Origin of the sequence: Kitasatospora sp. CB02891, assembly GCF_002803145.1 — a bacterium.
GTDB classification, from domain to species: Bacteria; Actinomycetota; Actinomycetes; order Streptomycetales; family Streptomycetaceae; genus Kitasatospora; species Kitasatospora griseola.
In genome coordinates this window covers 32,767-57,356 of sequence record NZ_NNBO01000026.1, presented here as the reverse complement: position 1 = coordinate 57,356, position 24,590 = coordinate 32,767, and the positions used below count along the sequence as shown (strand labels likewise).

Sequence of the window (24,590 nt, the reverse complement as noted above, 5' to 3'; positions counted from 1 at the left end):
AACGGAGTCATTAACTCGATCGGGGTCGGCCGGCGCCAGACCGACCCCTCCGACGATCACGCAGACAGCGACGCACCCATCTTCTCCACCAGCGGCTGCACCCCCATCCGCTGGGCCTGCTCCTGCTGCACCGGGTGAACACGGTGGTTCGGCATCGGCACCCCCGCTGTCACCGCGAGGCGAGCGCAGTGCTGATCCGCGGCCATGGCGACGGCCGACAGAACCAACACGTCCGCAGCGTCGAAGCGCTCGCTGGCCTGCGCGGCTTGTACGAGTGCCCGGGCCCCCTCCGCCACCTGGTGGTACGGGTGCACACCTGAGCCGGGTCCTGCCGGGAGATCCGTCGACGGCAAGGACTGCCATGAGCGGCGCAACGCCGTGACCCGGGGGTGCTGAGATTCCTTCAGCTGCTGGCCCATCTCCGTGCCCTGCCACGCGAGGAGAGCGTCTGTCACCAGAAACGCTCCTCCTGTGGCACCCATCCGGCTCGCATAGCGAGCGGGCCTAACCACGGTCCGGGGCGGCACAGTCTTCCCTGACACAGCCAATGCTTGGGCGTGGGACTGCGCTGCGCTGGCGACGGCGGCCAGGGCCTGGACGTCGGCCCGCTCGAACCGGTCGCTCGCCCGGGCCGCCGCCACCAGCGCGTCGGCGGCCCGGGCGACCCCGGTGTACGGCCGGATGCCGGACACCGGACCGTCCGGCAGGTCAGCCGCAGGCAGGGAGCGCCACGCCGTCCGCAACGCCGCGACCCTCGGATGATTGGAGTCCACCAAGGCCTTGCCCATCTTCGAACTTGCCCAGGCCACGAAGTTGGCGGCGACCCGCCGGGAGCCATCCGCTGCAGCCCGTCGGCCGCTGTAGCCCTCGGCCAGCCGCTCCACCCTCTCCTGCCGGGCCGCCGCGACGACCTTGGCTTCTCGTAGGTTGCGGGCCCGTACGGTCTCGGGGTCGGGGCTACGTCCCAGGGCGCCGGCCGCCAGTTGCTCGGCCCGCCTGCTCAAGCTCCGCAGACCTCTCCAGACCGGCGAACCGCCTGCTCCACGTCGGGTGAGCTCGCTGGCCATCAGGGTGGCGCTGGATGAGATCGAGCGGCACGCCGCCGCCGAGACACCCTGGAGCACCCTGACGATCCGCCGGTCCGCCGACGCGAGACGCGTCTCCGCTCCGATCGCGGCGCTGACCGTAGACCAAGCTTCGACCGCAGCGCTGTGGACCGTTCGCAGCTGTGACCACACCGGCAGCGCCAGGTACCAGCCGCTCTGCCGCTCGATCTCCCGGATCGCCGCAGTCAGCTCCTTCAACTCGGCGGGCACGGAACCGTCGAGGCGCTCGCCGCCGAGCACCCGCCCGATGTTCACGCCCTGGTCGAGGTTGCGGAGGCTAGCCGCGACAGCACCGATCCTCGTCGCGTCCGCCCCGGCCTCCCGGAGGGCGGGTTCGAGGTCGGCCACCGCTTGGCCCCATGGCACCGCTGCCGGAGCAGGTACGTCCGGCGGAAAATCGGGCTTCGGCGGCACAACCGGGCCCGGTCCTCCCAGGTCAGCCACAGCGGCGTGGCCCTGCTCCTGCTCTGCGAGACGGTCCGCGATCGGGCGGAGCGCGGCGAGGGACTCCTCGTACTGGGCACGGGTGATGACCCGGGACAACAGATCCCGGGCGAGGGAGCGTACCGCCTGCTCGTACTCCTCATGCCCGATCTCCTCGGGGGCCGCGGCAGCGGCGGGAACCTCCGGGGTGAACACCGGCTTCGGCGGTGCGACCATCCCCGGCACCGGCATAGCCGGCGCCGGGTCGGGCAGGCCCAGGCGAAGGGCCTCCTCCTGGAGCCTCACCAGGTCCTGCTCGTACTCGTCCCGGGTGATGTCGTCCGCGTCGAGCGCTCCGTGCAGAGCCTCCACGCCCATCTCGTGGTCCAGAACCTCCCGCCGCCACACCCACTCAGCGTCCTCGCGGGCCTGGTCCACCGCCAGGTTCTCCTCCACCGCCCTCTGCTGTTCCACCGTGGTCGGGGCACCGGGTTCGGTCAGTTTCCGATAGGCGTCCCGGGGCCGGAGGCCGCTGACGGAGTTCATGATCTCCTCCGACACGCCCTCGCGGTTGGCCCAGACCGACTCCTCCTCCGAGCCGCGCCGGAACGCTCGGAGGTAGTGGGTCTCTCCGACGCCTGCAGACTCCACCACCTCGTAGTCCGGGTCGTCGAAGACGTTGTAGTCGGCGTTCCCGGCCTGCACCGCCTCGTGCGCCGGCTCGGTCAGATCCGCCTCGTCGGCGAGCCGGTCCCATACGTCCGGCACCACGTCCCGGTCATCGGCCATCGTCAGGTCCTCTTCCTCCGCCGGCTCGAACCGGCGTGGCTGGTGATCGGGCACGGCCTGGGCGGAGACCGTCGGCTCGGGAGCGGCGACGCCTTCCGGAAGCTTGCTGCTGGCGCTTCGACGCTGCTGCAGGCGGGGGGCGTCCCGGAGGTCCGGGGAGTCCAGCACCGCGGTGGCCGTCGAGACCGACGCCCGCCTCACCGCGTCGTACAGCACCTGCGTCGCGGCTTGGTGCTCGGCAGCGGCTCGGTAGGCCCGGCCGAGCGCCGCGAGCTCAGCCGCCTGCTCGGTCGGAAGGCGGCGGAAGACTAGAGAGGCGAGATCGACCCAGGTCACGAGGCCGCCGCGGACCTGGTCAGGCGTCACCACCCGGACGCTGATCCCCCGCTCGACCTGCTGCAGGTCGTCGTACACCACCGGGGCGCCAGTTCCGTCATCGGTGCGCGATCCGGCCTGGACCCGCCGCGCTGATGCCCTCTGCTCCCGTACCCACGGGCGGACGTCGCCCTTCACGATCGCCGCTGCCAGCGAGGCGAGCTCGCCCTGCTGCAGGGACAGCAGCACCGCACGCACATCGCTGTCGTTCAGCGGTAAGGCCGGGACAGCCTGTTCGGGCTCCCGAGGCCGGCCCAGCCCCTCCCGACGGGGTCGGAAGTTCAGGTAGTTCATCAGGCCGTTGACCCGCTTGCGGAGATCCGTCTCCTCCTTCGGGTCAGTGACCTCCTTCCGGAGGTTGAACAGCAGCTCCTGGCTCTGGTTGTTGTAGATCCCCCGGACGGCGCCTGCCGCGATCCGATGGTGCTGGTCGCCGTCCCGCAACACCGGCGGGCGGTCGAGTTCCCCGGCCCTGCTGACCGGTGCCGGGCGGGCCAGGTTCCACAGCCTCAGCGCGGTTCGGCCGTCCGTCGTGGCCCGCACCAGCGTCCGATCGTCGGCACCGGGCACCGGCACCTCTTCAAGGAATCCAGCCTGGATCAGCCCGGAGACCCGTTGCCCCCGGACCGGTCGGCCGCCGCCCCGGCTTCCGTCCTTGAGCACCACGTAGCCATCGTGGACGCGGTAGAGCTCCTCCGCCAAGGACTGCCCGACCACCTCGGCCTGTGCCGTTGACCAGAGCAGCCCGTACGCCCGGTCCTCCAGGTCCGGATCCCCCACCCGGCCGGTCCCCCGCTCCCGGTGCCAGTTCAGATGGAGTTGCGCGTAGTGCTCCGCCGCGGCCTCGCTCGGGTGCTCGGAGACCACCGAGGACCCGGGTTCCGAGCCTCCGCAGTACCCGCAGATCACAGCCCCCAGATGGCAGCTCATCCACTCCGGCAGCTCCAGGCCCGCCCCGGCCTGTTCCGCCGACGGTTCGCCGCCATGCGACGGATTGTCCGCCGAATCCCGCTCCCGCAGGTCAGGGAGGGATAGCGGGGTCTCCGCGGCTTTGCCGGGCGGGCGGTGCACCACCCGCGACGGTTCGACCGGCAGCGCAACGGCGTCGGACGGGGCCGGCACCTGCGGGAGGGTGCCTTCCCGTACGTACCGTACGGCGACGGCCTCCTGCTCCCGCGCGGAGAGCCCGATGAGGAGTTCCTCCGGGACCAGGCCGGTCGAGAGGAAGTGCCCGGGGACGCAGACCAGCACCTGGTCGCCGTTGGCGAGGCCGAGCGCCGCCTTCAAGGTCTTGCCTCTGCCGTTGGCCGACCCCGGCGCGCAACACACGCACTGAACGTCCGTCCGCGGGTGCGGGCCGACCAGGGTCAGCGCCCCTGATGGCACCGCCCCGAAGGCACACGACTCCACGTTCGACAGGGCCTCGGCCCGCCTGGCCCCGCCGTAGACCAGGAACCGGTATTTGTCGCCGGGGGCAGAGCCAGCGCTGGCCGCTTCTACCCGCTTCCCGTTGGTGAACAGCCGGTACTCGACGCCGAACTGCACCACCCTCTCGTATCCCAGCTCCAACTCGGTGATGACCGGGCGGCTGGAGAACCGCAGCGGACCCACCAGCGGAGGGTGCCGGTCCCACAGGTCCCGGTGAGCCCGGCGCTCCGCACCCTCCGCCTCTGCCCAGGCCAGAGCCTCGGCCCGGGTGCCGACCGTCCGGCCGCCCTTGATGTGGGACGCGGCAGCGTCCAGCTCCAGCGGGAGCCGCTTCCCGCACCAGAACTCTTCCGGCGTCCCGACTCGCACGCCGCTGAGCTGGTACAGGTAACCCGAGCAGTTGACCAGCTCGCCGGTCGGCTCCAGGCCCACGCCGTCCCACTCCACCGCCGGACGTTCCGGGACCGCGACGGCCGGAGCCGCCCCTACCGAGGCCCCAGTGCCGATCGGGACCAGGTCCGTGTCGGCCTGCACCTGGGCGGCGCCGGGTAGTTGGACGGATGCTTCGACACCGGGAGCAGGCGGGTTCGCCGGCGGGCTCAACGACACGGCAGGGGCAGTGGCCTCCGACAGCGAGAACAGCTCCTCCTGCGCGGGTACCGGTGGCACCAGGGCGATGCGGGGCGGTACGGGCGTCGGCACCGGAGGGCCTTCGGCTTCCCGTTCTTTCGGTGCGTCTGAGGGGGTATCGGCCGTTGCCGGGGACGAGGCGGAGGACTGGTCCGGCCCGGCCGCCGACTCGGCGGTCTCCTGCGGCGCGATGAGCTCTACGGACTGCGCGGGTTCTGCGGCCGGGGTGTTCAGATGCGGGTAGAGCATGCCCGCCAGTTCCACGTACAGGCCGTTGCGGTCCTGCGTGGCGGGGTCGCCCTCGCGGAAGTAGGCCTGCACCCAGTCGGGCCGGTCGGCCGGTGCGACCTCCTTCCACCGGTCGGTCAGCCACTGCCTCGTCCAGGAGGCCACCGTGACGGCGAAGTCGTTGGGGTCCTGGGCCCGGGCTGCCTGCGCCAGCCGGGGGACGTCCAGGGCGGCAGCGGTGAAGGCCTCCAACGCGGGGCCGCGCAGGCTCGGGTCGGTCAGGGCGCCGGGGAACTGCCGTAGGACGGCCACCCGGTACGCCTCCGCAGCGGCCTCCGGCTGCATCGCGGCGTGTTCCACGGTGATCATGAAGCGGGGCTCGATGTTGATGTCCCAGCCGTTCGGCCAGCCCTCCCGGTCGCAGACGATGCTGGCGACCCGGGCCCCCCGGACGTCGGTGTCGAAGCCGCCGATGATGCCCAACCGGCCGATGCTGGGAAGGAAGACGCGGTCGCCGACAGCCGGCTCGGGGCGGTCGGCGCGCTCCAGTTCGTTCAACCGCTGCCGCCCCGCCCTGGTGAGCGCGACGGTGGTCGCTTCGTACTGCAGGAGGCCGTCGGCCACCAGGCGCTCGAACACGGCGACGTCGGCCAGCGCACCGGCGTCGCCCTCGATGGCGACCTGCCCGACGTCCGGGGCGGTGCCATCAGCCGCCACCTCAGGCCGCAGCAGCTCCCGGTAGGCGGAGTAGAGGATCGAGAACTCGTCGGACACGACCAGCGCGGCACCGTCACCTGGTGATGCCGGTAGTTCCTCGGCAGCCCCCTCGGCGCCGGTGGCTGCTGCCGGGGACTCCGTCTCGGAGAGCACCGCCTCGGGGCCGGGGGCCGATGCGCTGTCTTCCCCTGCGGACGCAGGAGGGTTCGCCTGGAGCCACTGCGTGTACAGTTCCGCCAGCGGTGCGTCCGCCGACCGCTGGTGGCCCTGGTCGATGTACCAGATGCCGAACTCGCGGGCCCGGCCGGGATCCTCCCCCTGCTCTTCCGCGAAACGGCGCGCACCCGTACGCCATGCCGCCTGGGCGAGCTTCTGCGAGCGGTCGGGCACCGCCGCGGCGTCCGCCTCCGGTTCCTCTGCTCGATCGGGGGCAGGCTCGGCGGGGGTCTCCGGGGCCGGAGGCGAGACGACGGGCTCGTCCGCGGCCGCCAGTTGCTGCCGCCCCTCCTCCAGCAGCCGTTCCTGCTCCTCCAGGCGTTCGCACCACTCCCTGTAGGCCGCGGACTGCTGCTCGCGGGAGGCGGCCTCAGCCTCGCTCACCGGCTCGCCCACGTGGCGGCGCGGAGGCTCCTCCACCTTCTCGGAGAACACCTCGATCGTCTTCTGCAGAACCTCGCTCAGGGACCGCAGGGCCTCTAGGCGCTCCTCCCCCGCGAAGACCGCTCCGACGAGCGGGCGGGCCCGCGCGTTCTCCTTCTCGGCCTTCTCCACCGCCTGCTCCGCCCGGGTGACGATCTTGGGTAGGTTCTCGATCTGGGTTCGGAGCTTGCCCACCATGCTGCCGCCGTCCTTCGGCGTCAGCGCCGTGGACGGCACGAACGTTTCCGAGACGGTCGGAACACCGTCCAGGGTCAGGTGGAAGCCCCAGGAACTGAACACCCCCCGGCCGAACTCGGCGACCACTGGGAAACCGCCGAAGTGCCCGATCACCGTCCGCGGGGGGCGCCGCAAGGTCGTCATGTACTGCCGGCCGAGGGCTTCGACCGCTGTGGCCAGAGCGGGGCCGGCCTCGGCGTACTTGGTGTAGGTGCGGTCGTGCACCTGCAACTCGAAGTCGTCCCCGGCGACGGTGTCGGTCCTGAGCTCCAGGGCCGCCCGGGCAGCGGCGATGACCTGCTCACCGCGCAGGATCTCCCGCTCGCGGTGAGCGATGCCGTCCTTCAACGAGGCCTGCATCTGGTGATGGGCCGCCGACTCGTCCAGCATCGACTGGTAGAGCCGGCCGACGGTGTTCATCTCCAGCAGGTACGGGTTTCCGGAGGCGATCGCCTTGAGTTCGGTGAAGTCCGGGTTCGCGGAGCCGATGTCGTCTACGACCCGCTGGTTGATGTCCCCCTTCATGATCTGCTTGATGAAGAAGGCCTTGCGCTCCAGCACACCCCACATGAAGGCGTCGAGAGTGCCCATCGTGATGTAGTTCAGGATCCGGATCTCGGGGTTGAGGTTGCCCTGCCTCTCGATCCTGCCGTTGCGCTGCTCGACGTCTGCGGGCCTCCACGGCGCGTCGAGATGGTGCAGGGCGACCGCCCTGTCTTGCACATTCGTGCCCGCGCCCATCTTGCTCGTGGAGCCGACCAACACCGCGATCCGGCCGGTGCGCGCGGCCTCGAACAACTCCTCCTTCTCCTGGTCGTTGCGCGCCTCATGGATGAACTTGATCTTCTCCCCGGGCATGCCCCGGGCGACCAGCTCCTCCCGCAAGGTTTCGTAGGCGCTCCAACGGGGGGCCTCCCGGTCGGCACCCAGCAACAGGTCCCAGTCGGTCACCTCGTCCGGGTCGTCGGAGTCCTCACTGCCCTTGCCGTGGTCATCCCCCGACGGGGTCCCCAGGTCGCAGAAGACCAGCTGCAGCGCGCCCGGCACCGGGTGCTCGGTGGGATCGTCCGCCGACACCGGGTAGACCGCGTCCTTGGTCTCCTCCCAGATCTCGAAGATCCGCCCCGCGGCGGCCAGGACCTTGTTGTCGGCGTCGGCCGGCCCTGCCGGATCGACCATGCGAATGTCCAAGGCGGCCTTCCGGCCGTCCGTGACGATCCGCAGCATGTTGTCCTCGCTGGGCTCGACCCTCCCCAGCGTCACCAGCTCGGCCCGCCGCTCCAGGTCCTGGATGAAGGCCAGCTGGGCGGGCGAGGAGTCGACGGCCACCACCTCGGGCTTGCCGTCCCGCTTGGCCGGCAGCTCCAGGCCCAGGTCCTCCACTAGCTTCACGTCGGCGAAGTCGTGGAAGAGTGCGAGCATCTCGGGGACGTTCTGGAACTTCGCGAACCGTGCCTTGGCCCTGAACCCGGCACCGGAGGGCTTCAACTCCACCGTGTTGACGACCTCGCCGAAGGTGCTCGCCCACCAGTCGAAGACCTCTACCCCCGCGGCCTCCAGCCGGTCCGGCCGCAGGTAGCGCTGCATGGTGTGCGTCTCGGTGATGCTGTTGGCGATCGGCGTCGCCGTCGCGAACACTGCCACCCGGCCGCTCGCCGTGGTCTCCCGCAACCACTCCAGCTTCATGTGCAGGTCGGTGGCCCGCCCGCTGCCCTCGATCTTCGCGTCCGGGATGGTGGACAGCGTGCGGAGGTTCTTGTACATGTGCGCTTCGTCAACGCAAAGGAAGTCGACGCCGAGCTGCTCGAAGGTCAGTGTGGCTTGGTCGGACAGGACGGCGATCCGCTTCTCCAGCGCGGCCCTGCCGTTTGAGAGCTGGGTCTCCAGCCTCTTCACCGTCCGGCGGTGCTTGTTGGCCACCCCGTTGCTCTTCGCCGCCTCGACGTCCGCCTTGGCCTCCTCCAAGGCCTCCTCCATCACCTTGACCTCGCGGGAGATGTACGTCTCCTGCCAGACCGCGCCCATCGGGATCGCCTCGAAAGCCGTCTGGGTGACGATCACGGCGTCCACGTCGCGATGGGCCGCACGGGCGATGAACTCGCTGCGCTTGCGGCCCGTCAGGTCGTCCGAGCTCGCGGTGAGAATGTCAGCGTCCGGGTAGAGGCGCTTCCAGTCGTCCCGGAACTGCAACAACATGTGATTCGGGACGACCACCATCGGCTTGCTGACCTGGCCGGTTCGCCGCAACTCCATCATTCCGGCGATCATCACCGCGGTTTTGCCGGCGCCGACCTCGTGCGCCAGCAGCACTGAGGGTTCTTGCTTGATCCTGGCGATCGCCTCATGCTGGTGGTCGCGCAGCTTGAACGCCGGCGACAGGCCCGGCACCTCGACCCGTGAGCCGGTGTACGAACGCTTGACCAGGCAGTTGAAGCGCTCGTTGTAGTCCGCCGCCAGGCGCTTGGCCCGCTCCGGGTCCTCCCACACCCAAGACCTGAACCGGGACTGGATCGCGGCGGCCTTCGCCTTCGCGGCCTCGGTCGCCCTCGCGTTGAAGATCTTGCTGCCGTCGGGCAGCTCATCGACCACGCGGATCGAGCCGTTGGTCAGCAGCGAGGTCAGCAGCTCGGTGAAGGTCCGCCGGTCGGTACCCCACTGCTGCGTCGCGGCCACGCCGCTGCGGGCACCGCCGGTCACCGACCAGGTGGTCTTCGCCTTGATCGTGACCTCGATGCCCTCGTTGCCGCTGATCTCGCGGGCGAACTCCTGGACATCCGACGGCGGGATCCACACCGCGCCGAGCTGGGCGCGGATCTCGCCCGGCACCAGGTCGCGCGGCTGGACCTCCAGGAGAGCGGTGACGTTGGCGGCGAACCGCTCCGGTTCCAACTCTGCGGCTTCCTGGGCCTGCCGCAGCCTCACCCGCACGTTCCCGGACAGGTAGTCGGCGGCCGCCGCCATCGTCCGCCGGAGCGTGAACGGCTCTTCGAAGGCCAGACGCTGGTCGGCGAGCTGCGCGCGGGCGCTCTCGACGTCCGTACCCAGCAGCCGGGCGATCTCGTCCAGGTCCGCCCGGGCCTTGGTGTCCAGGGTGATAGCGAGGGCGTCGGCAGCGGAGTCGACCCGATCCGGCGGCGTGCGGTGCTTCGCGGTGGACTTGGTGAAGATCGTGCTCTTGCGGGCGGTGTTGGAGACCGGGTCGTAGATCTCCAGGCTGGTGACCTCGCCGGACTGCGGGTCCTTGTGGAAGCCGCCCATCGGTGGCCGCTTGCGGACCTTGACGGTCCGGGCCCGGCCGGTTTTTTTGTCGGTCCGCTGCTGTTCGGACCACGTGGAGCGGTTGATCGGTCCGTACTGGGCGACGTAAGCGTCGTACTCCCGGTTCAGCTGCTCACGCAGCTCCAGCGTGCGCGCCGACGACTCCGTGCCAGCCTGGGCGTCCTCGACGTTCGCGTGCCGCACCGCCGCGGCGGTGTCGCGCAGTCGCAGCAGTGCCCGCAGTTCCTCGGCCTGCGTCGTCGGCGGCCGGTACTCCCATACCTGGTGGTCGCGGACCTGGGTGAACGTACCGTCCGGCTCGGCCTGCAAGTGTCCCTCAGGCCGGTTCTCCCCAGGCTCCAGCAAGCGCGAAAGCCGTACGGCCCCGGTGCCTGCGGTCTGCCGCAGGCCTGCCTCCGTCCCGGCCTCCCGCACCCGCTGAACCGCCTCGGCGAACGCCGTCGGCAGCTCGGCGTCGCCGACGACGGTCAGCTGCGGGCCGTACTCTCGCCCGGTGATCATCCACTCGCCGAGGACCAGGTCCGGGTTGTCGACGAAGTACCGGTTGACCGCGAAGTCCTCCGACTCTTCGTCCCGAAACATGAGCGGCACCACACCGATCTGCGTCCACGCCGGGTACTCGGGGATCTTCCCGCCTTCGAGATGGGCACGGCTCCCCTCCTTGACCCCCTTGTGCCCCTTCTGGCCCCGCTCGCCCGCCGGGCGGCGCCGGAACACGAGCAGGTCCGTGACCACCTCGGTGCCGGCCGCCGAGCGGTGGGCATGGTCCGGGAGCCGCACCGCGCCGACCAAGTCTGCGAGATCGGCCATTTCCTCCCGCGCCGCCCGGGCCTTGTGGCCCGCCCCGTCCATCGTGTGACGGCTGGTCAGGACCGCGACCAGGCCGCCCTCCCGCACCAAGTGCAGGCTCTTGAGGAGGAAGTACGTGTGGACGCTGTGGTTGCCCTTGTTGTGGACCAGGTCCGCGACCTCGTACCGGCCGAAGGGGAGGTTGCCGACCACCAGGTCGAAGTGCCCCTCCGGCACCCGCGTCCTCTCGAAGCCCTCCCGCCGCACCACCGCGTCCGGGTAGAGGAGCTTGGTGATCGCCGAGGTGGTCGGATCCACCTCGATCCCCGTCATCCGGGCACCGTCGGGAGCGAAGGCGATGAAGTTCCCGCTGCCGCAGCCTGGCTCCAACACCTCGCCGTCGGTGAAGCCGAGCCCCTCGACCAGCCTCCACACCTCCTGGACCAGGTGGGCGTCGGTGTAGTGCGCGTTCAGCGTGTTGTGCCTGGCCGCGAGCCATTGCGGCTCGTCCAACAGCTCCCGGAGCTCCACCGCGAAGTCGGCCAGGTTCTCCGGCGGGTTGTCCTCGAAAACCTGCGGGACCGCGCCCCACCCGGACCAGCGGGCCAGCACCTGCTGTTCCTCCGGTGCCGCCAGCCGGTCCTCGCCCTCCAGCCGCCGCAACAGGCGCAACGCGGCCAGGTTGTTGCGGAGCCGGGTGACCGTCCCGGACTGCGCGAGGTCCTCCTGGCCCGTGGGCCGGAACCGCGGAGCCGTCTCGGCTGCCGCCGCGCCCCCGAAGAGGAGCTGACCATCCGTCAGGCCGGCAGCTCCAGGTGCTCCGTTCCCTCCTCCTTCTCCAGGTAGATCAGTTCCGCTCGGACCTTCTCCTTCGCTTGCATTCGGGCCATGTTGCTCAGCCCCAGCCTCACCTCGTAGTCCTCCGTTCCCGACTCCGCCAACGCCGCCTCCTGGAGGTCCAGCCACAGCGAGGTTTCCAGCTCCTCGGCCTGGTCCCCCAGGTTCGTGAAGAACGCCTCCGGCTCGGGCAGGTCCGCCAGCGCCTGCGGCCGGTACACCCGCCAGTACCTCCACGCGGTCCGGCTGTACTCGTTCACTCTCGTCCTCCAGGTCGGTCAGTGCCTGCTCGGAGGCAGTCTGTGCAGGAAGTGTGGCAGCTGGCTCGACAGCCTGGTCGTGCTTGAGGGCGAGCCGGATCGTCGCGGCCTTCGCCGCCCATCCCCCGGAGAGCAGCAGTCGGTCGCCGAGATGAGGCGAGGCCAGATCGAGTAGGTTGCCCTGGTCGTCCTGGGTTCGTTCCATGGCGGCGGCCCAGCTCGCAGCCTCGTCCTTGGCCTCGAAGCCGGCGCCCTCGTTCATCACCAGGCCGCTGCCGCAGTGGTAGACGTACCAGCGCGAGGCGGAGCCGTTCCGGCCGACGAGGAACTCCCCGGACGGGGAGAGGACCGCCGTGTCCAGCAAGGTCCGGGGCAGGGAGGCTCGCTCCAGCCGGACACGGGCCCGGTCCGAAGGAGAGGCTTGGGGGAGCGCCCGTCCAGCGTTGTCGGTCTTCGGGTACTTCCGCCACCGGCTGTCTGCCCGCCCAGCGGCCCACCGCTCGCGGACCTCGCCCACGTTGTGGAAGCGGCGCGCCCGGGCCTGGCTGGCGGGAGCGGTGGAAGCTGGCGGTTCGGCCATGTGCAGGGTTCTCCTGTGCTGTGTCGCGGGGTGCCCCCACCACGCGACGGGTGGAACAGACGTACTGGGCGGGCGGCTACAGCGGCGGTTCCAGCCGGGCCGCCAGCATCTCCGCGCCCAGCTCCGGGGCGACCGGCGCCGCGGGCGCGGTGCCGAACCCGTCCGTGGCGAGATACGCCTTGATGTCCTCGACGCTCCCCCGGGGCTTCACCCGGGCGCTCGGCTCCTCGTGCCCGCTGGCGCACTTGGCGATGGACAGGTGCGGGATCATCGCGTGCAGGTGGGAGAGCCAGACCGCCTCCGGGGCGTCCATCCCGGGCAGCGGCGCCAGGTAGGCACGGACGTAGGCCGCGTAGAGGGCGGTCACGTACTCGCGCACCTCCGGGTGCTTGTACCAGCAGCCCGGGAGGGCTTGGCCGACCTTCGGGAAGGTCGCCGTCAGCCAGGCCACCCAGTCGGCGACTTCCTCGAAGCGGCGCTGCCGGTCGGCCGGCTCCATTGCCGCCCACACCCAGACCGGAGGCTGGGCGGGTGCGGCCGCCGAGCCGCCGGTGGGCTCCGGCCACAGGTCGGCCGGGTCGGACAGCGGGTCGTCGTAGTCGAGGTCGGTCACGAGCGGTTCCTCCGGTCAGCGGGTCGGTTTGATCAGGTCGGCGGTGCCGGTCTTCACCGGGTCGGCCGGAGCTGGCACCATCGGGTTCGGGTTCTGCTTGCGGTTCAGCAGCGCGACCAGGTCGCGGTCGACGTAGGTACGGCGCAGTTTCACGCGCAGCGGCGGCAGGTTGGCGTACTGCACCACGGCGGTGAAGTCCGGCAGCTGCTGGAGGTAGTGGATCGGCGCGAGGTCGGTCTCGACGGTCTGTTCCGACCGCGAGACGCTGCCGCTGCTGTAGGTGGTGGATTGCTTGGTCACCTCCGCGCGGCCGAACAACCGGCTGAACAGCTGCAGCGTCTCCAGGTCACCGTTGCCGGGCAGGAGGACGCGCATGCCGCTGGCGGACACCACCGTGTGCGCCGCCTCCCGGCCCAGCACGCTGATCAGCTGGCTGAGGTCGTGCCAGATGGTCAGCGCCGCGATGCCCATGCCGCGGCCGGACGTCAGCAGCCGCGGCAGCGCCGGGTAGCGGAACATGTTGCCCGCCTCGTCGATCACCAGGCCCAGGGCGGGGCTGAGTGGCCGGCTGGTCTCCTTGTACCTGCTCTGCGCGGCGTGGATCACGGACGCGGTGACCGCGGTCAGAAGCGGGGCGAATCGGACGGCGTCGGTCTCCGAGGCGATCAAGCAGATCGTCCCGCACTGGTCGAGGAACTCCTCCGCGGTGAAGTCGCTGCGGGCGGCGGTGGCCCGGACCTCCTCGTCCGCGTAGACCCGGGCGATCGTCGCCATCGTGAACTTCACGCTGCCGACGCCGTCGTCGTGCAGCTGGAAAGGGGCCGCGTAGTCGTCGGCGACGTCCTTGTAGCCGGCGTCGGCCAGGATCGAGCGCACGTCGTCCACCGCGGCTTCCGCGAGGGTCAACCACCGGCGGAACGCGGTGATCCCCCCGTCCGCGAGGTTCGCTGCCAGTAGGACGCCCTTGATCACGTACTTGGCCTGCTCCACCCACGGAGCCGCCTTCGGGTCCCCAGCCGTGGCCGCCGCGTCGGCCAGCCACCCGGCCATCCGGTCGGCGGCCTTGGCGTCCACGCAGTAGTCCACCGGGCTCCAGCACGCCGTCTCCCGGTCCGGCAGGCCGGCCGGGGCGAGCACCCATACCGGGCCGAGCTCCGCCCGGCGGGCGTAGATTGCGTCGAAGTCGCTGGCTTTGACCGTGGTGGCCACCAGCGGGCCCTGCCACTCTGCGGCGACTGGCAGGCCCAGGCCGGTGGTCTTGCTGGAGCCGGGGTTGCCGAAGACCACGGCCGAGATGCACGACTTGCCTGCCAGGATCTTCCGGCTGGCCTTCCCCCGGCCCACCGCCATCCGGTCCACCCGCTCCAACGGGTCCTCCGGAGCAAGGAGTTGGCGTTCGGTACGGCGGCCGCCCCATTGGGCCGAGGTGGGGGCCGCGCCGTAGCCGAAGCGCACCCACAGCCACAGCACACCGGCCAGCGGCCCGGACCAGAACAGCACCAGCAGCGGCCAGAACAGCCACGCTGGAGGAGCCGGGGCGAAGGCCTGGCTCAGGCCGCGGGTGTAGACGGCGAATGAGGCCAGGCCGACCCCGCCGAGCAGCCGGGCGGTGCCGTGTCTGGCCAGCAGGCTCGCGCACTGCCCAGCCAGCAGGCCAGCCGCCAGCAGCCACACCACCGTCAAGCCCAGCGCGGTGACGGCCCAGCCGGGCTCCGGGGCAGGCCGGTCGACGGCCACCTCAGACCGCCATCTTCTCGTCGGTGTGGAAGAGGACCCGGTCGATCGGCGCCAGGTGGAGCTGGACCGGGTGTGAGCCTGCCCGCCCCATCGACCACAGCGCCCGGCCGACGTGAGCGCGGCCCCAGCTGGAAACCAGGTCGACTTGGGCGTTTGTCAGCCCCACCGCGTCCTGGATCTCTTCGAGAGGACGCACGTCCTGCGCGAGGGTGATGCGGGTGTCGCAGGAGCTGATCATATTGCGGGCGATGACCACGGCCGCCGACCCGGCCGCACCGACCGATTCGAAGTCGGCCAAGCGGTGCGTCGTCAGGACCTGGCACACACCGTCGTTCCGGGAGAGCCGCAGGTCGGAGTCGATCTTCTTGACCATCGCCGGGCCCGTGTTCATCACCCGCCACAGCTCGTCCCGGATCACCATCCGCTGTGGTCCCGACGGCTGGTCAACGGCGGACTGGGCCCATGAACTGACGCACGTCATGATCATCGCCACGACGTCCTCGCCGTAAGACTCCATCCGGGAGATGTCGACGCTGGCGATCGGGGCGTCCCAGTCCAGGGCGGTCGAGGACTCGGTGTCGAAGATGCCGCCGAGATGCCCGTCGACCATCGCTCCCAGCGCGGCCCTGGCCGATCGGACCGTCTCCCGTGTGGCCTGAATGTCCTCGCCCCGGATCCGCAGCTCCCGCGCCATCGCTAGGGTGGGGTCCAGCAAGGCGGCGTGCACGGCCCGCAGGGTCGGGTTGGTCAGCCGGGTGTTGCCCGCCAACTGCCCGGTGACCTCCTTCACCGCAAGGGAGATCGCTTCCGCTTCCTCCGGCAGCAGCGGCCGGCGCATCTGCAGCTCCAGCAGCGCGGCCAGCAGCGACAGCCGCCGCCGGTGGAGCTCGGTCAGCCTGGACTTGAGCTCGACCGGGTCGGCGATCTTTTCAAGACCCTCACCCAGCGGCCCCGCGTCCAAGGGGTTGAGCCTCCCGCTCAACCCGGGACCCAGCTGGAGCGGCTCTACACCCAACCACCGGCACAGCTTCGTGTACTCGCCCTTGACGTCACCCGCGACCAGGACCCTGATGCCGAGCGCGATCAGGCGAACGGCCAGAGCCTTGACCGTCGCCGACTTCCCGCTGCCGGGCGCTCCGGTGATCAGGATGTTGGGGTTGCTGACGATCTGCTCGATCACCCACAGCAGCGGGTGGCAGCAGAATGCCCGGCCAGTGAGGACGTTGTAGCCCACGAACGCACCGATCGGTGGCAAGGTCGCGCCGTGGAGGAACGGGTACAGGCCGGCAACCATGCCGGTATCGCCGCGGTGGACCTCCGGGGCCGCTGGGGCGACGGCCCGTCCGGCGTACGGCTCGTCCCAGCCGAGCAGCGGTGCGACCGGCGCCCGCGTGCCGGGACGGGTTGCTCGGGCGGGGCCGCCGCGCGGCGCGGGGACCGTGCGGCCCGCGGCGAGGATCTCGCGCAGGTGCTGGCTGACCAGGTCCGCCTCGGAGGGCGCAGTGCGGAACCCCTTGAGCAGGCGCTTCATCACAGCGCCCTCCGCTTCTCCGGCAGTCCGAGCCCCAGCGGGAGCGCGGCGGCCGCGAAGGCCGCGTCCTGCACTCCGACGAGCTCGCGCAGGACTACTCCGCTGTCCGCCGAGTCCTTGAGCATCTGGGCGTGGGCGGTGGCCAGCCGGTTGGGGTCGTCGCCGTCGACCGTCACGGTGACCAGGCCGGTGAAGCGGACGATGCCGTGGCCGGCGACCCGAGCGCTGTCCTGCTCCTGGGCGTGCGCGAGGTCCTGGCGCTCGTCGAGGCTCTCGATCTTCCCCCCCTGTGCGCGGACCCGGCGCTTGACGTCGCGCTTGGTCCGCTCACGGCGGAGCACTGTGCGGGCGGTTCGGGGGCTGAGGCACTCGTAGGTCATGGTGAAGCTGCGGGTGACGTCGCCGCCAGACTTGAGCAGTGGCTGCAGCACGCTCGCGTACACCCGTCCCTCCGGCCACCGGTGCACGTGGTAGGTGCGGCTGGTGGCGTGGTCGTGCCGGTAGTGGGACCAGTGCCTCTCCGCGGCGGCTGGCCCGGCCAGCTCCTCCTCGACCCCTGGCGGCAGGCCCTGCCAGTCGGGTGCCTGGGCGGCGGCTGCGTGTGCGGCCAGGACAGGGATCGCGTGCGGGTCGTAGGCGGTGCGGATTACCTCGGCCAGGTCCCGGGAGGTCAGGTGTGTCACGACCTCCAGGTCGGCCCCGGCGATGGAGGACTGCATCGCCAGCAGTTCGCGCACCAGTACCGCGCAGGCGCCCAGTTCGCCGCCGCCCGCGCCCTTGACCGCGAGCCGGGCGCGAGTGGCCGACATGGTGATCGTCAGGTACGTCCGGCGGGCAGCGGCGACCGGGGCGGCGTCTGCGGTCAGGTCTGCGACCAGGTCCCGGACGTGCTGCGGGGCAGTCGGGTCGAGGTGCTTCGCGGTCCAGGCCATCAGGGCCGTGCCGTCATCCGGCAGGCTCCGGTCGTGCACCGCGATGCGGACGATCGGCCCGCCCTCCACGCAGTGCGAGCGCAAGAACGCGCCCCAGGCACCCACCCGGGCATTCGCCTTGGTCGTGTCGACCAGGGCGAGGCCGGGGAAGCGGACCTCCATCACCGCCGAGTAGCAGTTGGTACGTGGGTCGAAGACCACGCCGAGCTCCTCGCCGGCGCCGGTCGGGACACTGAGCAGGCGGAGACGGGCCAGGACGCCAGGCAGGTCCATCGGCTGCGTGCCGTCGGAACGACGAGGAGCGAATAGGCCGGACAGGAACACGTTGCGCCTCCGGGCGACATTGATCTGGTGTCGGACAGCCAAGCTGAGCCACTCCACGCCGCTGATCCCGCGCACCGGCACGTAGACCAGGGCGAGCAGAACCAGCGCTACGGGGACGGCCGCGATCTCCCCCACCCACCGGTGCAGATAGATCGGCATCATCACGGCCAAGCCGGCACCGGCCACCAGGACCAGGCCCCCGAGGCTCAGCTCGCCAAGGTAGGAGCTGCGTTCGGGCTGCCAGCCCCCGTACAGCTGCGGATCGTCGGAGGTGGTCACGTCTCAGCTCCTGGTGCCGGGGGTTCGTCGGGCAGCGATACCGGCGCGGGCACAGTGGGTGGCGCAGCTACCGACGGCGGGGCCACCGGTGCCGCCGTCGGCAGCGGCACCGGTGGCGTGCCGGGCTTCGGCGTCGCCAGCCCGTTCGGTCGAGCGTCCCTGCGGGCCACCGGCCCGAGGGGGATCTCGGGCCGGGCACCGAGCCGGGCGTCCCGGTGGCGTCCCGCCGCGGAGGAGACCGCCACCGGGACGGCGGCTGCGGGTGGCTCAGGTCGAGGACGCTCCGTTCCGTCGGTGCCGCCGGCTGCGGTGCCCCCAGCCTGGCCGGCCGAACTCTCTGCGCCCGCGGAACCGCCGCGGCTCGGTGGGAGGCTGAGGGTGCCGCCCATGTCCTGGCCCTGGCCGAGGCCGGCGTGGGCACTCATTGCGGCCATGCCTCCGCTGAGCTGGTCCGAGCTCGCCTTGGCGAGCTGAGCGGCCATCAGGCCTGCCATCACCGCACGGCTGGACCCGCTGCGGGCCTGGGACCGGTTGCTCCCCGCCGAATCGTTCGCCTCCATCGCCTGGGCCAGGCCCTGGCCGGGCGGGACGGCACCGGCGCCGCTGGGCGTACCGCCGCCGCGGTTCCACATCGCTGAGGCCGCTGTCCCGCCCACCGCGCCAAGCAGCCCGCTCATGACCGAGCCGCCCGCTCCGCTGCCGGAGAAGGGCATGAAGCGCGCCAGGATTGGCCATGCCACGGCACCGCCGCCGATGACGAGGATGCCGACGACCACGCCGTCGAGGTCCTTCGACTGGCCGACCAGCTGACTGCCCACCAGGAAGATCACGACGATCGTCGGCTTGATGAGGATCATTGTGATCGTCGCCTTCCGCGCTGCCGGCATCCACTCCTTCGTGCTCTCCGACAGCGCGCCGACCGCTGACATCGGCGAGGTGGCAACCAGCAGGTCGAGGGCCGCGTGCCGGAACTTCATCTCGAACCACAGCGCCAGCGCCACCACACAGGCCGCCCCCGCGATGAAGAACAGGACCACGGTGTTGGCGACCAGGTCGAGGGAGTCGAACATCTGGGTCAGCCTGAGAGTGAAGCCGGCTTCGGTCTTGTAGTTGCTGCCGCTGATCAGCCAGAGGGAGATCTCGTCGGAAGCCCAGATCGCCTCCTGCGTCACCGTGTAGCACGCCAGGCTGGTCAGCACCCACTTGGCCAGGCCCGTGGCGGCCACGGCGAAGCCGTTTCCGTCGCTGGTCAGGCAGGTCTTGGTGACCTGCAGACACAGCAAGATCATCGCCACGGTCAGCGACAGCCGCATCATTGGGCCGTTGACGTCGGCGATGCCGTCTGAGTCCAGGTCGATCACCGAGGCATCGAACAGCAGCCGGCCGATCTGCCCGGCCAGCCACTTCGCGGCGGTGGCGAACTTGCGGGAGGTGCCGTCAAAGCCCTCGCCCGTCACCGTTCCGATCGGGTCTTTCAGCGCGGCCACCAGGCCGCTGTCGTCGCAGTGCGTCCCTCCCGCCTTCTCGCACCGCTCCTTCATCTGCTTGTCGACGCCGTCCTTGCAGAGCTTCTCCGCCCCCGGCACCACGCTCATGGCGCCACCCTCGCAGTCGGCCTCCTTGACTTCCCGGACGCACTTCTCCAGCTCCGCGCCGGCCAGGCCGAGCGCCTGGCAGCCGTGCTCCGACTTGGGCACGCACCCGCCGCGCGCGTCCTTCAACTCCGGTTGCCTGTCGGCCAGCGCTCCGAGCCCGACGCTGTCCTGGGCCCGGGCGAGGGTGCCATCCGGGCACACCATCCCTGCGGTCGCCCCTGGCATCGGCCGGGGGCTCGCGGCGGCGGCACTTGCTGCCGGGAGAAGTACTGCGGCCAGCACACCGAGGAGCACGAGAACGCGCTGCCAACGGCTACTTCTGCTGGTAGGCAACCGGGGTCCACCCCCTCGACAGGGCCTCCGCGCTGTCGGGCTCGGCGACGGTGGGCGCCGTCCCCAGGCCGCGGTCGATCAGCTTCCAATCGCCGTCCCAGGCCACGGGGGCCGCGACGGTGAACACACCCCGGCCGTGGGCGATTCCGCCCACGGTAGGCGTCTCCACCACCAGCAGCCAGACGTCGACCTGGTCGGCGCTGACTTCTCGGACCTGGTAGCCGCGGACCTGGACGCCGATGAAGGAGTGGTCGTCCGCCTCGCCATCCGGGTCCAGGCCCAAGCGGCTCCGCCAGTCGCGGGCGTCGGCGATCCCGGTGCCGCTCAACCCGCCCAGATCCTGGGCGGTGTGCCGGGCCATCACCGACATCTGCTCGACCACCCGGTGGGGGGAGAGCAGGTCGCGGGCCTCGGTGTAGTGCGCGGCCGCGCTCACCGCGCCGGCCGGGGTGTGCGGGTAGCCGACCGGGATGCCTTGTTCCACCCGGGCTGGCACGGGTAGGCCGCCGCCGAGCGGGGTGGCATCGGTCGGCGGCGGTGCGGCTCCGTGCCCGCCCGAGCTCGGGGTACCGGTCGCCGCCGTCGGCGTGCTCGAATCCGAGGCCCACAGCACCGCTGCCCCGATGCCCGTCGCGGTCACGGCAAGAAGGGCACCGGCGACGACCAGCCGACGCAGAGCGGAGCGGCGACGGTGTTCACTGTCGGCGAGCATCAGCTGCCCACCGAGAAGGCGAGCCAGATGATCGGCCAGGCCAGACCGATGAGTGCTGCGGCGCGCAAGCACTTCGGCAGGCCGGCTTTGCCCTTTGCCGAGACGTCCGGCCGGTCGGAGGTCGAGCCCCAGGCGTCCATCGCAGCGCAGCAGCAGAAGGCGACGAACACGACAGCCAGGCAGCCGCCCATCGTCCAGTTGACGATCGTCGTCGTCGCGGTGCCCACGCTGCCACCGGGCAGCTCCGGCTTGAAGCCCCGGCCGACCGTGTCCATGCTCCCTCCCCCACCGGCGCTCGGAGTCGGATCAGTGAGCGGGAGGTAACTCGGCAGCCGGGCCGCCAGCAGCATGATCGGTGAGGACATCAGGGGTCTCCTCCGTCGAGGGCGAGGGGTTGGGCAGCTCGGCGGCCGAGGCCCGCATCGGACCCCAGGACCGTTCGGCCAGGCCGACCACGGCGGCCGCCAAGTCGTCTGCTGCACCGGCGAACCTGCGGCTCAGCCCGGAGGGGTCTCGCAGGCCGTGTGCACGCCAGGCAGTGCAGTGCGGAACGCTGAACACCGCTCCGACCCGGGGTGCGAGCATCGTCAGCAGCGCCCTGCACTGCCGGGGCAACGAGCCGGGGGCCAGGCCGGTCACGGCCAGCACGCACCGCTGCAGCGGCAGCCGCCTGCTCTCGGCGGCCGCCATCGAGACCGCAGCCGCCTCCAGACCGTCCCGGGTCGCCGCCGCGCAGAGCACCGGCACCCCGGCGTCCAGCAGCATCCACTGCGCGGAGCGGGACGAGTCGGCACTCCGGCTGGCGACCAGGTCGTCGCCGAGCACAAGATCCGTGTCGGTCACGCCGACCTGCCACCCTCCCAACTGCGCTAGGCCCTGCCAGGCAGCCGGGGCGGCGGGCAGTTGGAGCGGCGCCTCCGTCCACGGCCGACGGTCCGTCAGCACCTGTAGCTGGCCCGAGAGGCCGGACACTGCGGCAGCGCGGACCTGACTGGTTCTCACCGGCTGGTCCGACGGGATCGCCTCAAGCCCCTCGCCGCCGCTCAGCGGCCACCGCCGCCAAGGCGAGGACGGGACAGGCGAGGTGTCCAGCGCCACGGTCGGCGCCAGCCGGGCCAGGCCGACGGCGGCCAGGACGGCGACGGTGGTCCGGCCGCTGCCGTGCGTCGTGCCCAGCACCGGCACGGTAAAGCGGGCCGACCGGCTCAATGGGACAAACTCGGACCTGCCCATCTGCCCCCCGGCCGAGATCGACGCCAGCCCTGGTAGTCACTGGCAGTAGGCGCACTGTCTAGCACAGTCACCGAACGAGTTGTTTACACTCGGCAACCGATCAACGACGCAAGGTGGCGGATTGAGGGGAAGAACAACCGCGCGGAAGGTCCCCGAGCACTTGGGTGGGCCAGGCCCTGGGGCGGGTCCGGGCGAACCTCCCGGCGGCGGTGGCCACCTGGGGCTGACGTGCTGTCATATGCCTCGGTCCGCCGGTTGGGAACTCCTCTCCCCTATCGGCGTTCGCCAGCACCGCGCCGGCCGAGCCGATCTCACGCCCGCGGTACGGCGCCCGCCCGGCCCGACTGCGGAGCCATCACTTCTCACACGATCGGGTGACCGAATTTGCCCAGATGGAGCACATGCGCCCTCGCCAGCCTCACGGCCACTGGGCTCGGGATGGTCCTGCTGATCGTCACCACCGAGGTGCCGGCCAAGGCCGCCGGTCCGGCCGTCGGCCCCTACGGCGCGACGCTCAAGGCCGGCAGCGTCCCGCCCCAGTACAGGCCCATGATCGAGCGCGCCGCCGGGGCCTGCGACCAGGGCCTGACCTCGCCTCAGCTCGCCTCCCAGCTCCAGCAGGAGTCCCACTTCGACGCGAACGCGGTCTCCCCGGCTGGCGCCAAGGGGATCGCGCAGTTCACTGACGACACCTGGACCCAGTGGGGCCACGGCGCCAGCGTCTTCGACCCGGCCGCCGCGATCCGGGCCCAAGGCGAGTTCATGTGCGACCTAATGAAGAAGGCGCGCGGCACCGGCTGGGGGCCGCCGTGGCAGCTCGCCCTCGCCGGCTACAACGCCGGGTGGGGACCGGTGCAGCAGGCCCACGGCATCCCGCCCTACCCCGAGACGCAGAAGTATGTGGCTGCCATCGTCGCCGGCGTCCCCGCCTTCACCGCGGAACTCGCCCCGCCCCCCGCCGACGACGGCCTCCCGGCCGGATGGGACGTGCCCGCCAGCACCGATCCCCGGGCGGCCACCGCGATCCGTTGGGCGCTGGCCCAGCGGGGCGGTTGGTACCGCTACGGCGGCCCCTGCACCGATCCCCTTGGGACCGACTCCAGCGGCTGGTGCGACTGCTCCTCGCTCGTCCAACAGGCCTACGCCCGCGCCGGGATCCGGCTCGCTCGCGTCACCAGCGACCAGGTGCACCAGGGACGGCCAGTCAACCCGGATTCCCCGCAGCCCGGCGACCTTGTGTTCACCCTCGGCGGCGAGTCGGACGCCTCTGTCGAACGACCCGGGCACGTCGGCCTCTACATCGGCGACGGCTACGTGGTGGAGGCGCCACGCACCGGAAAGCAGATCCGGACCGTCAGCTATGCCTCCTGGCGCAACGCCACCAGCGGCTCACTGCGCCTGGTCGCCGTCCGCAGAGTCGTCGGCAGCTGACGGCCGGAACCCGTGCTCGGCGGCCTGGGCGATGTCGGCAGCGAGGTCCGGGTTCTCCCGGTTCCAGCGTCGGAGTTCAGCCTCCCAGTCGGCCCGGGTTCGCTGGAGCGCCTGGTGGAGGCGTTCGGCCGGTACCTCGAAGACGCCTTCGTGTTCGGGCTTGCTGTACTCGTGCGGCCCGTACGCCGGTGGCCGCCACGTGCCGTCGATGCTCGCGCCCTTCTCGACCATGGGCCTGGTGAAGAACGGGGTGTTCACTCGCCAGCCCCAACCGGGCCGCCGGGGGTCGTCCTCCCAGCCGTCGCGGGGGCCGGCCATCTTGTCCGGCGCGTGCCCGCGGGTTTCCCACTCCCGGTAGGTTTCCTGGTGCCAGCCGAGTTCAGCCGCCACCGTCGTGCGGCTCTTCCCGGCCCGCACCCGCAGGTGGACGATCCGCTCGCCGTCCTTCGGGAGGTCGCACAGGTCGAGCGGGTCGTCCAGGCCGACCGCGCGGGCCAGGCGGGGCAGCACCTCGGCTCGCGGGTGCCGCTGACCGCTCAGGTAGAAGCTCACCGCGCGGTCGCTCGCGCCCGCCGCGCGGGCGATCTCAGCCACGGTCAGGCCGCCTTCCTTCCGCGCGGTTTGCAGGCGCAGGCAGTCGAACCCGTAGGGAGCCTCGGACACGGTGACCTCCAGGAGTCGGTCTGAACGAACCGCATACTCCCACGATCCAGTGGTTCGTTCAGGTCGCCCGGCGGCGCGACCCTGAACAAACCGCCGTTTCGGTCGACTCCGGTGTTTGTTCAGGGTCTCATCGGAGGCCCGACTACGTGCCGTACGTGCCTGACAACTGCTTGTCCCACTCGCCGGGCCAGACCCATTCGTACATCACCCGCCGCGCCCAGTAGCACCGGTTGATGCCGCGCAGGCGCTCGTCGTAGGACTCGACGGGGCTCGCCGACAGCACGTTCCAGCGTTCCATCCAGAGCCGGTCGGCCTGGCGGTACGCGAACTTGCCCCGGGCGGGTGGGAGGTCGGCGGCCGTCGTGGACGCCTCGACCTCCTGCTGGAGCTCCAGGTACAGGCGGCGCCGCTGCGGGTGGGTGGTCTGTTCGGCGAGTTCGCCGAGTGCGGCGACGATCGTTGCCCGTCCCTCGGTGAGGATCTCCTCGTCGGTCGGAGGCGGCGGCAGGAGGGAGGGCCGCTCGCGGACGGCGGCGACGGCGGCCTGGTGGCTCTCGCCGGTCTCGGCGGCCCGGGCCCGGGCGGCGTTCTTCCGGGCGTGGTTCTTGACCATCGGGTGTCCTTGCTGGTGGCCGGCCCGCGATCCGGGCCACTGGACGGCACCGGGAAAGTCTGCTGCGAAGCGGGCGTTGATGCGAGGCACCGTCAGGACGCTGGTGCTGCCGGTCGCGGCCGTCAGCGGTCCGGGACCGACACACCGCACGGCCCGCAAGCAGGCTACCGGGACGGCCAGCACCGCCGGGCCAACTTCGATACGTGCCTTACCTGCCTTACAGCTCCAAATCCCCGCTGACCTGCTCAGACGGCTCCGGAACCCCAGATAACGGTCG

General features: G+C 71.1%; 13 protein-coding genes. 1 reads left to right on the top strand and 12 read right to left on the bottom strand.

The window, feature by feature from the left end; translation table 11 throughout:
- Nucleotides 1–56 precede the first annotated feature (56 nt).
- The 10 genes from CG736_RS35085 to CG736_RS35040 all read right to left on the bottom strand — a co-directional run bounded on the left by CG736_RS35085 (nt 57) and on the right by CG736_RS35040 (nt 21,552).
- Nucleotides 57–11,312: a DEAD/DEAH box helicase family protein gene (locus CG736_RS35085; protein WP_100590148.1), complete on the bottom strand. Its 11,256-nt coding sequence runs from the start codon at nt 11,310–11,312 to the stop codon at nt 57–59.
- Nucleotides 11,313–11,437: 125 nt separating this feature from the next.
- Nucleotides 11,438–11,737 (bottom strand): TnpV protein, encoded by a 300-nt coding sequence (locus CG736_RS35080; protein WP_100590147.1) that lies wholly within the window; start codon nt 11,735–11,737, stop codon nt 11,438–11,440.
- A gap of 656 nt (nt 11,738–12,393) precedes the next feature.
- On the bottom strand, nt 12,394–12,930 hold the full coding sequence (locus CG736_RS35075) for a hypothetical protein (RefSeq protein WP_100590146.1): 537 nt from the start codon (nt 12,928–12,930) through the stop codon (nt 12,394–12,396).
- A 15-nt stretch (nt 12,931–12,945) separates the two neighbouring features.
- On the bottom strand, nt 12,946–14,667 hold the full coding sequence (locus CG736_RS35070; RefSeq protein WP_198520706.1) for a type IV secretory system conjugative DNA transfer family protein: 1,722 nt from the start codon (nt 14,665–14,667) through the stop codon (nt 12,946–12,948).
- 1 nt (nt 14,668) lies between these two features.
- Complete coding sequence (locus CG736_RS35065) at nt 14,669–16,198, bottom strand: DUF853 family protein (protein WP_157815853.1); 1,530 nt, start codon at nt 16,196–16,198, stop codon at nt 14,669–14,671.
- Nucleotides 16,198–17,733 (bottom strand): SCO6880 family protein, encoded by a 1,536-nt coding sequence (locus CG736_RS35060; protein ID WP_100590145.1) that lies wholly within the window; start codon nt 17,731–17,733, stop codon nt 16,198–16,200. Before CG736_RS35060 ends, CG736_RS35065 begins: the two co-directional genes overlap by 1 nt.
- Nucleotides 17,730–19,553: a hypothetical protein gene (locus CG736_RS35055; protein ID WP_157815852.1), complete on the bottom strand. Its 1,824-nt coding sequence runs from the start codon at nt 19,551–19,553 to the stop codon at nt 17,730–17,732. Before CG736_RS35055 ends, CG736_RS35060 begins: the two co-directional genes overlap by 4 nt.
- 88 nt (nt 19,554–19,641) lie before the next feature.
- Nucleotides 19,642–20,157 carry a hypothetical protein gene (locus CG736_RS35050; protein WP_157815851.1) on the bottom strand — a complete coding sequence of 172 codons (516 nt, stop codon included), beginning with the start codon at nt 20,155–20,157 and terminating at the stop codon, nt 19,642–19,644.
- A 215-nt stretch (nt 20,158–20,372) separates the two neighbouring features.
- Nucleotides 20,373–20,648: a hypothetical protein gene (locus tag CG736_RS35045; RefSeq protein ID WP_100590142.1), complete on the bottom strand. Its 276-nt coding sequence runs from the start codon at nt 20,646–20,648 to the stop codon at nt 20,373–20,375.
- 31 nt (nt 20,649–20,679) lie between these two features.
- Nucleotides 20,680–21,552, bottom strand: coding sequence for a hypothetical protein (locus CG736_RS35040; RefSeq protein WP_157815850.1), 873 nt, complete (start codon nt 21,550–21,552; stop codon nt 20,680–20,682).
- A 492-nt stretch (nt 21,553–22,044) separates the two neighbouring features.
- Here CG736_RS35040 and CG736_RS35035 point away from each other — a divergent pair, with 492 nt between their 5' ends.
- Nucleotides 22,045–23,037 (top strand): NlpC/P60 family protein, encoded by a 993-nt coding sequence (locus CG736_RS35035; RefSeq protein ID WP_100590140.1) that lies wholly within the window; start codon nt 22,045–22,047, stop codon nt 23,035–23,037.
- Here CG736_RS35035 and CG736_RS37255 read toward each other — a convergent pair.
- A complete protein-coding gene (locus CG736_RS37255) occupies nt 22,996–23,700 on the bottom strand; it encodes a helix-turn-helix transcriptional regulator (RefSeq protein ID WP_304528238.1) in 705 nt (234 codons plus the stop codon). The two genes, CG736_RS35035 and CG736_RS37255, sit on opposite strands and share 42 nt — an antisense overlap.
- A gap of 142 nt (nt 23,701–23,842) precedes the next feature.
- Nucleotides 23,843–24,313 (bottom strand): hypothetical protein, encoded by a 471-nt coding sequence (locus tag CG736_RS35025; protein ID WP_100590138.1) that lies wholly within the window; start codon nt 24,311–24,313, stop codon nt 23,843–23,845.
- Between the last annotated feature and the right edge of the window lie 277 nt (nt 24,314–24,590).

Excerpts from the sequence above, each read along its gene's own strand:
- CG736_RS35055 (WP_157815852.1), bottom strand. The coding sequence starts at position 19,553 with ATGCCAGGGGCGACCGCAGGGATGGTGTGCCCGGATGGCACCCTCGCC.
- CG736_RS35045 (WP_100590142.1), bottom strand. The coding sequence starts at position 20,648 with ATGGACACGGTCGGCCGGGGCTTCAAGCCGGAGCTGCCCGGTGGCAGC.
- CG736_RS35025 (WP_100590138.1), bottom strand. The coding sequence starts at position 24,313 with ATGGTCAAGAACCACGCCCGGAAGAACGCCGCCCGGGCCCGGGCCGCC.
- CG736_RS35035 (WP_100590140.1), top strand. The coding sequence starts at position 22,045 with ATGGTCCTGCTGATCGTCACCACCGAGGTGCCGGCCAAGGCCGCCGGT.
- CG736_RS35065 (WP_157815853.1), bottom strand. The coding sequence starts at position 16,198 with ATGAAGCGCCTGCTCAAGGGGTTCCGCACTGCGCCCTCCGAGGCGGAC.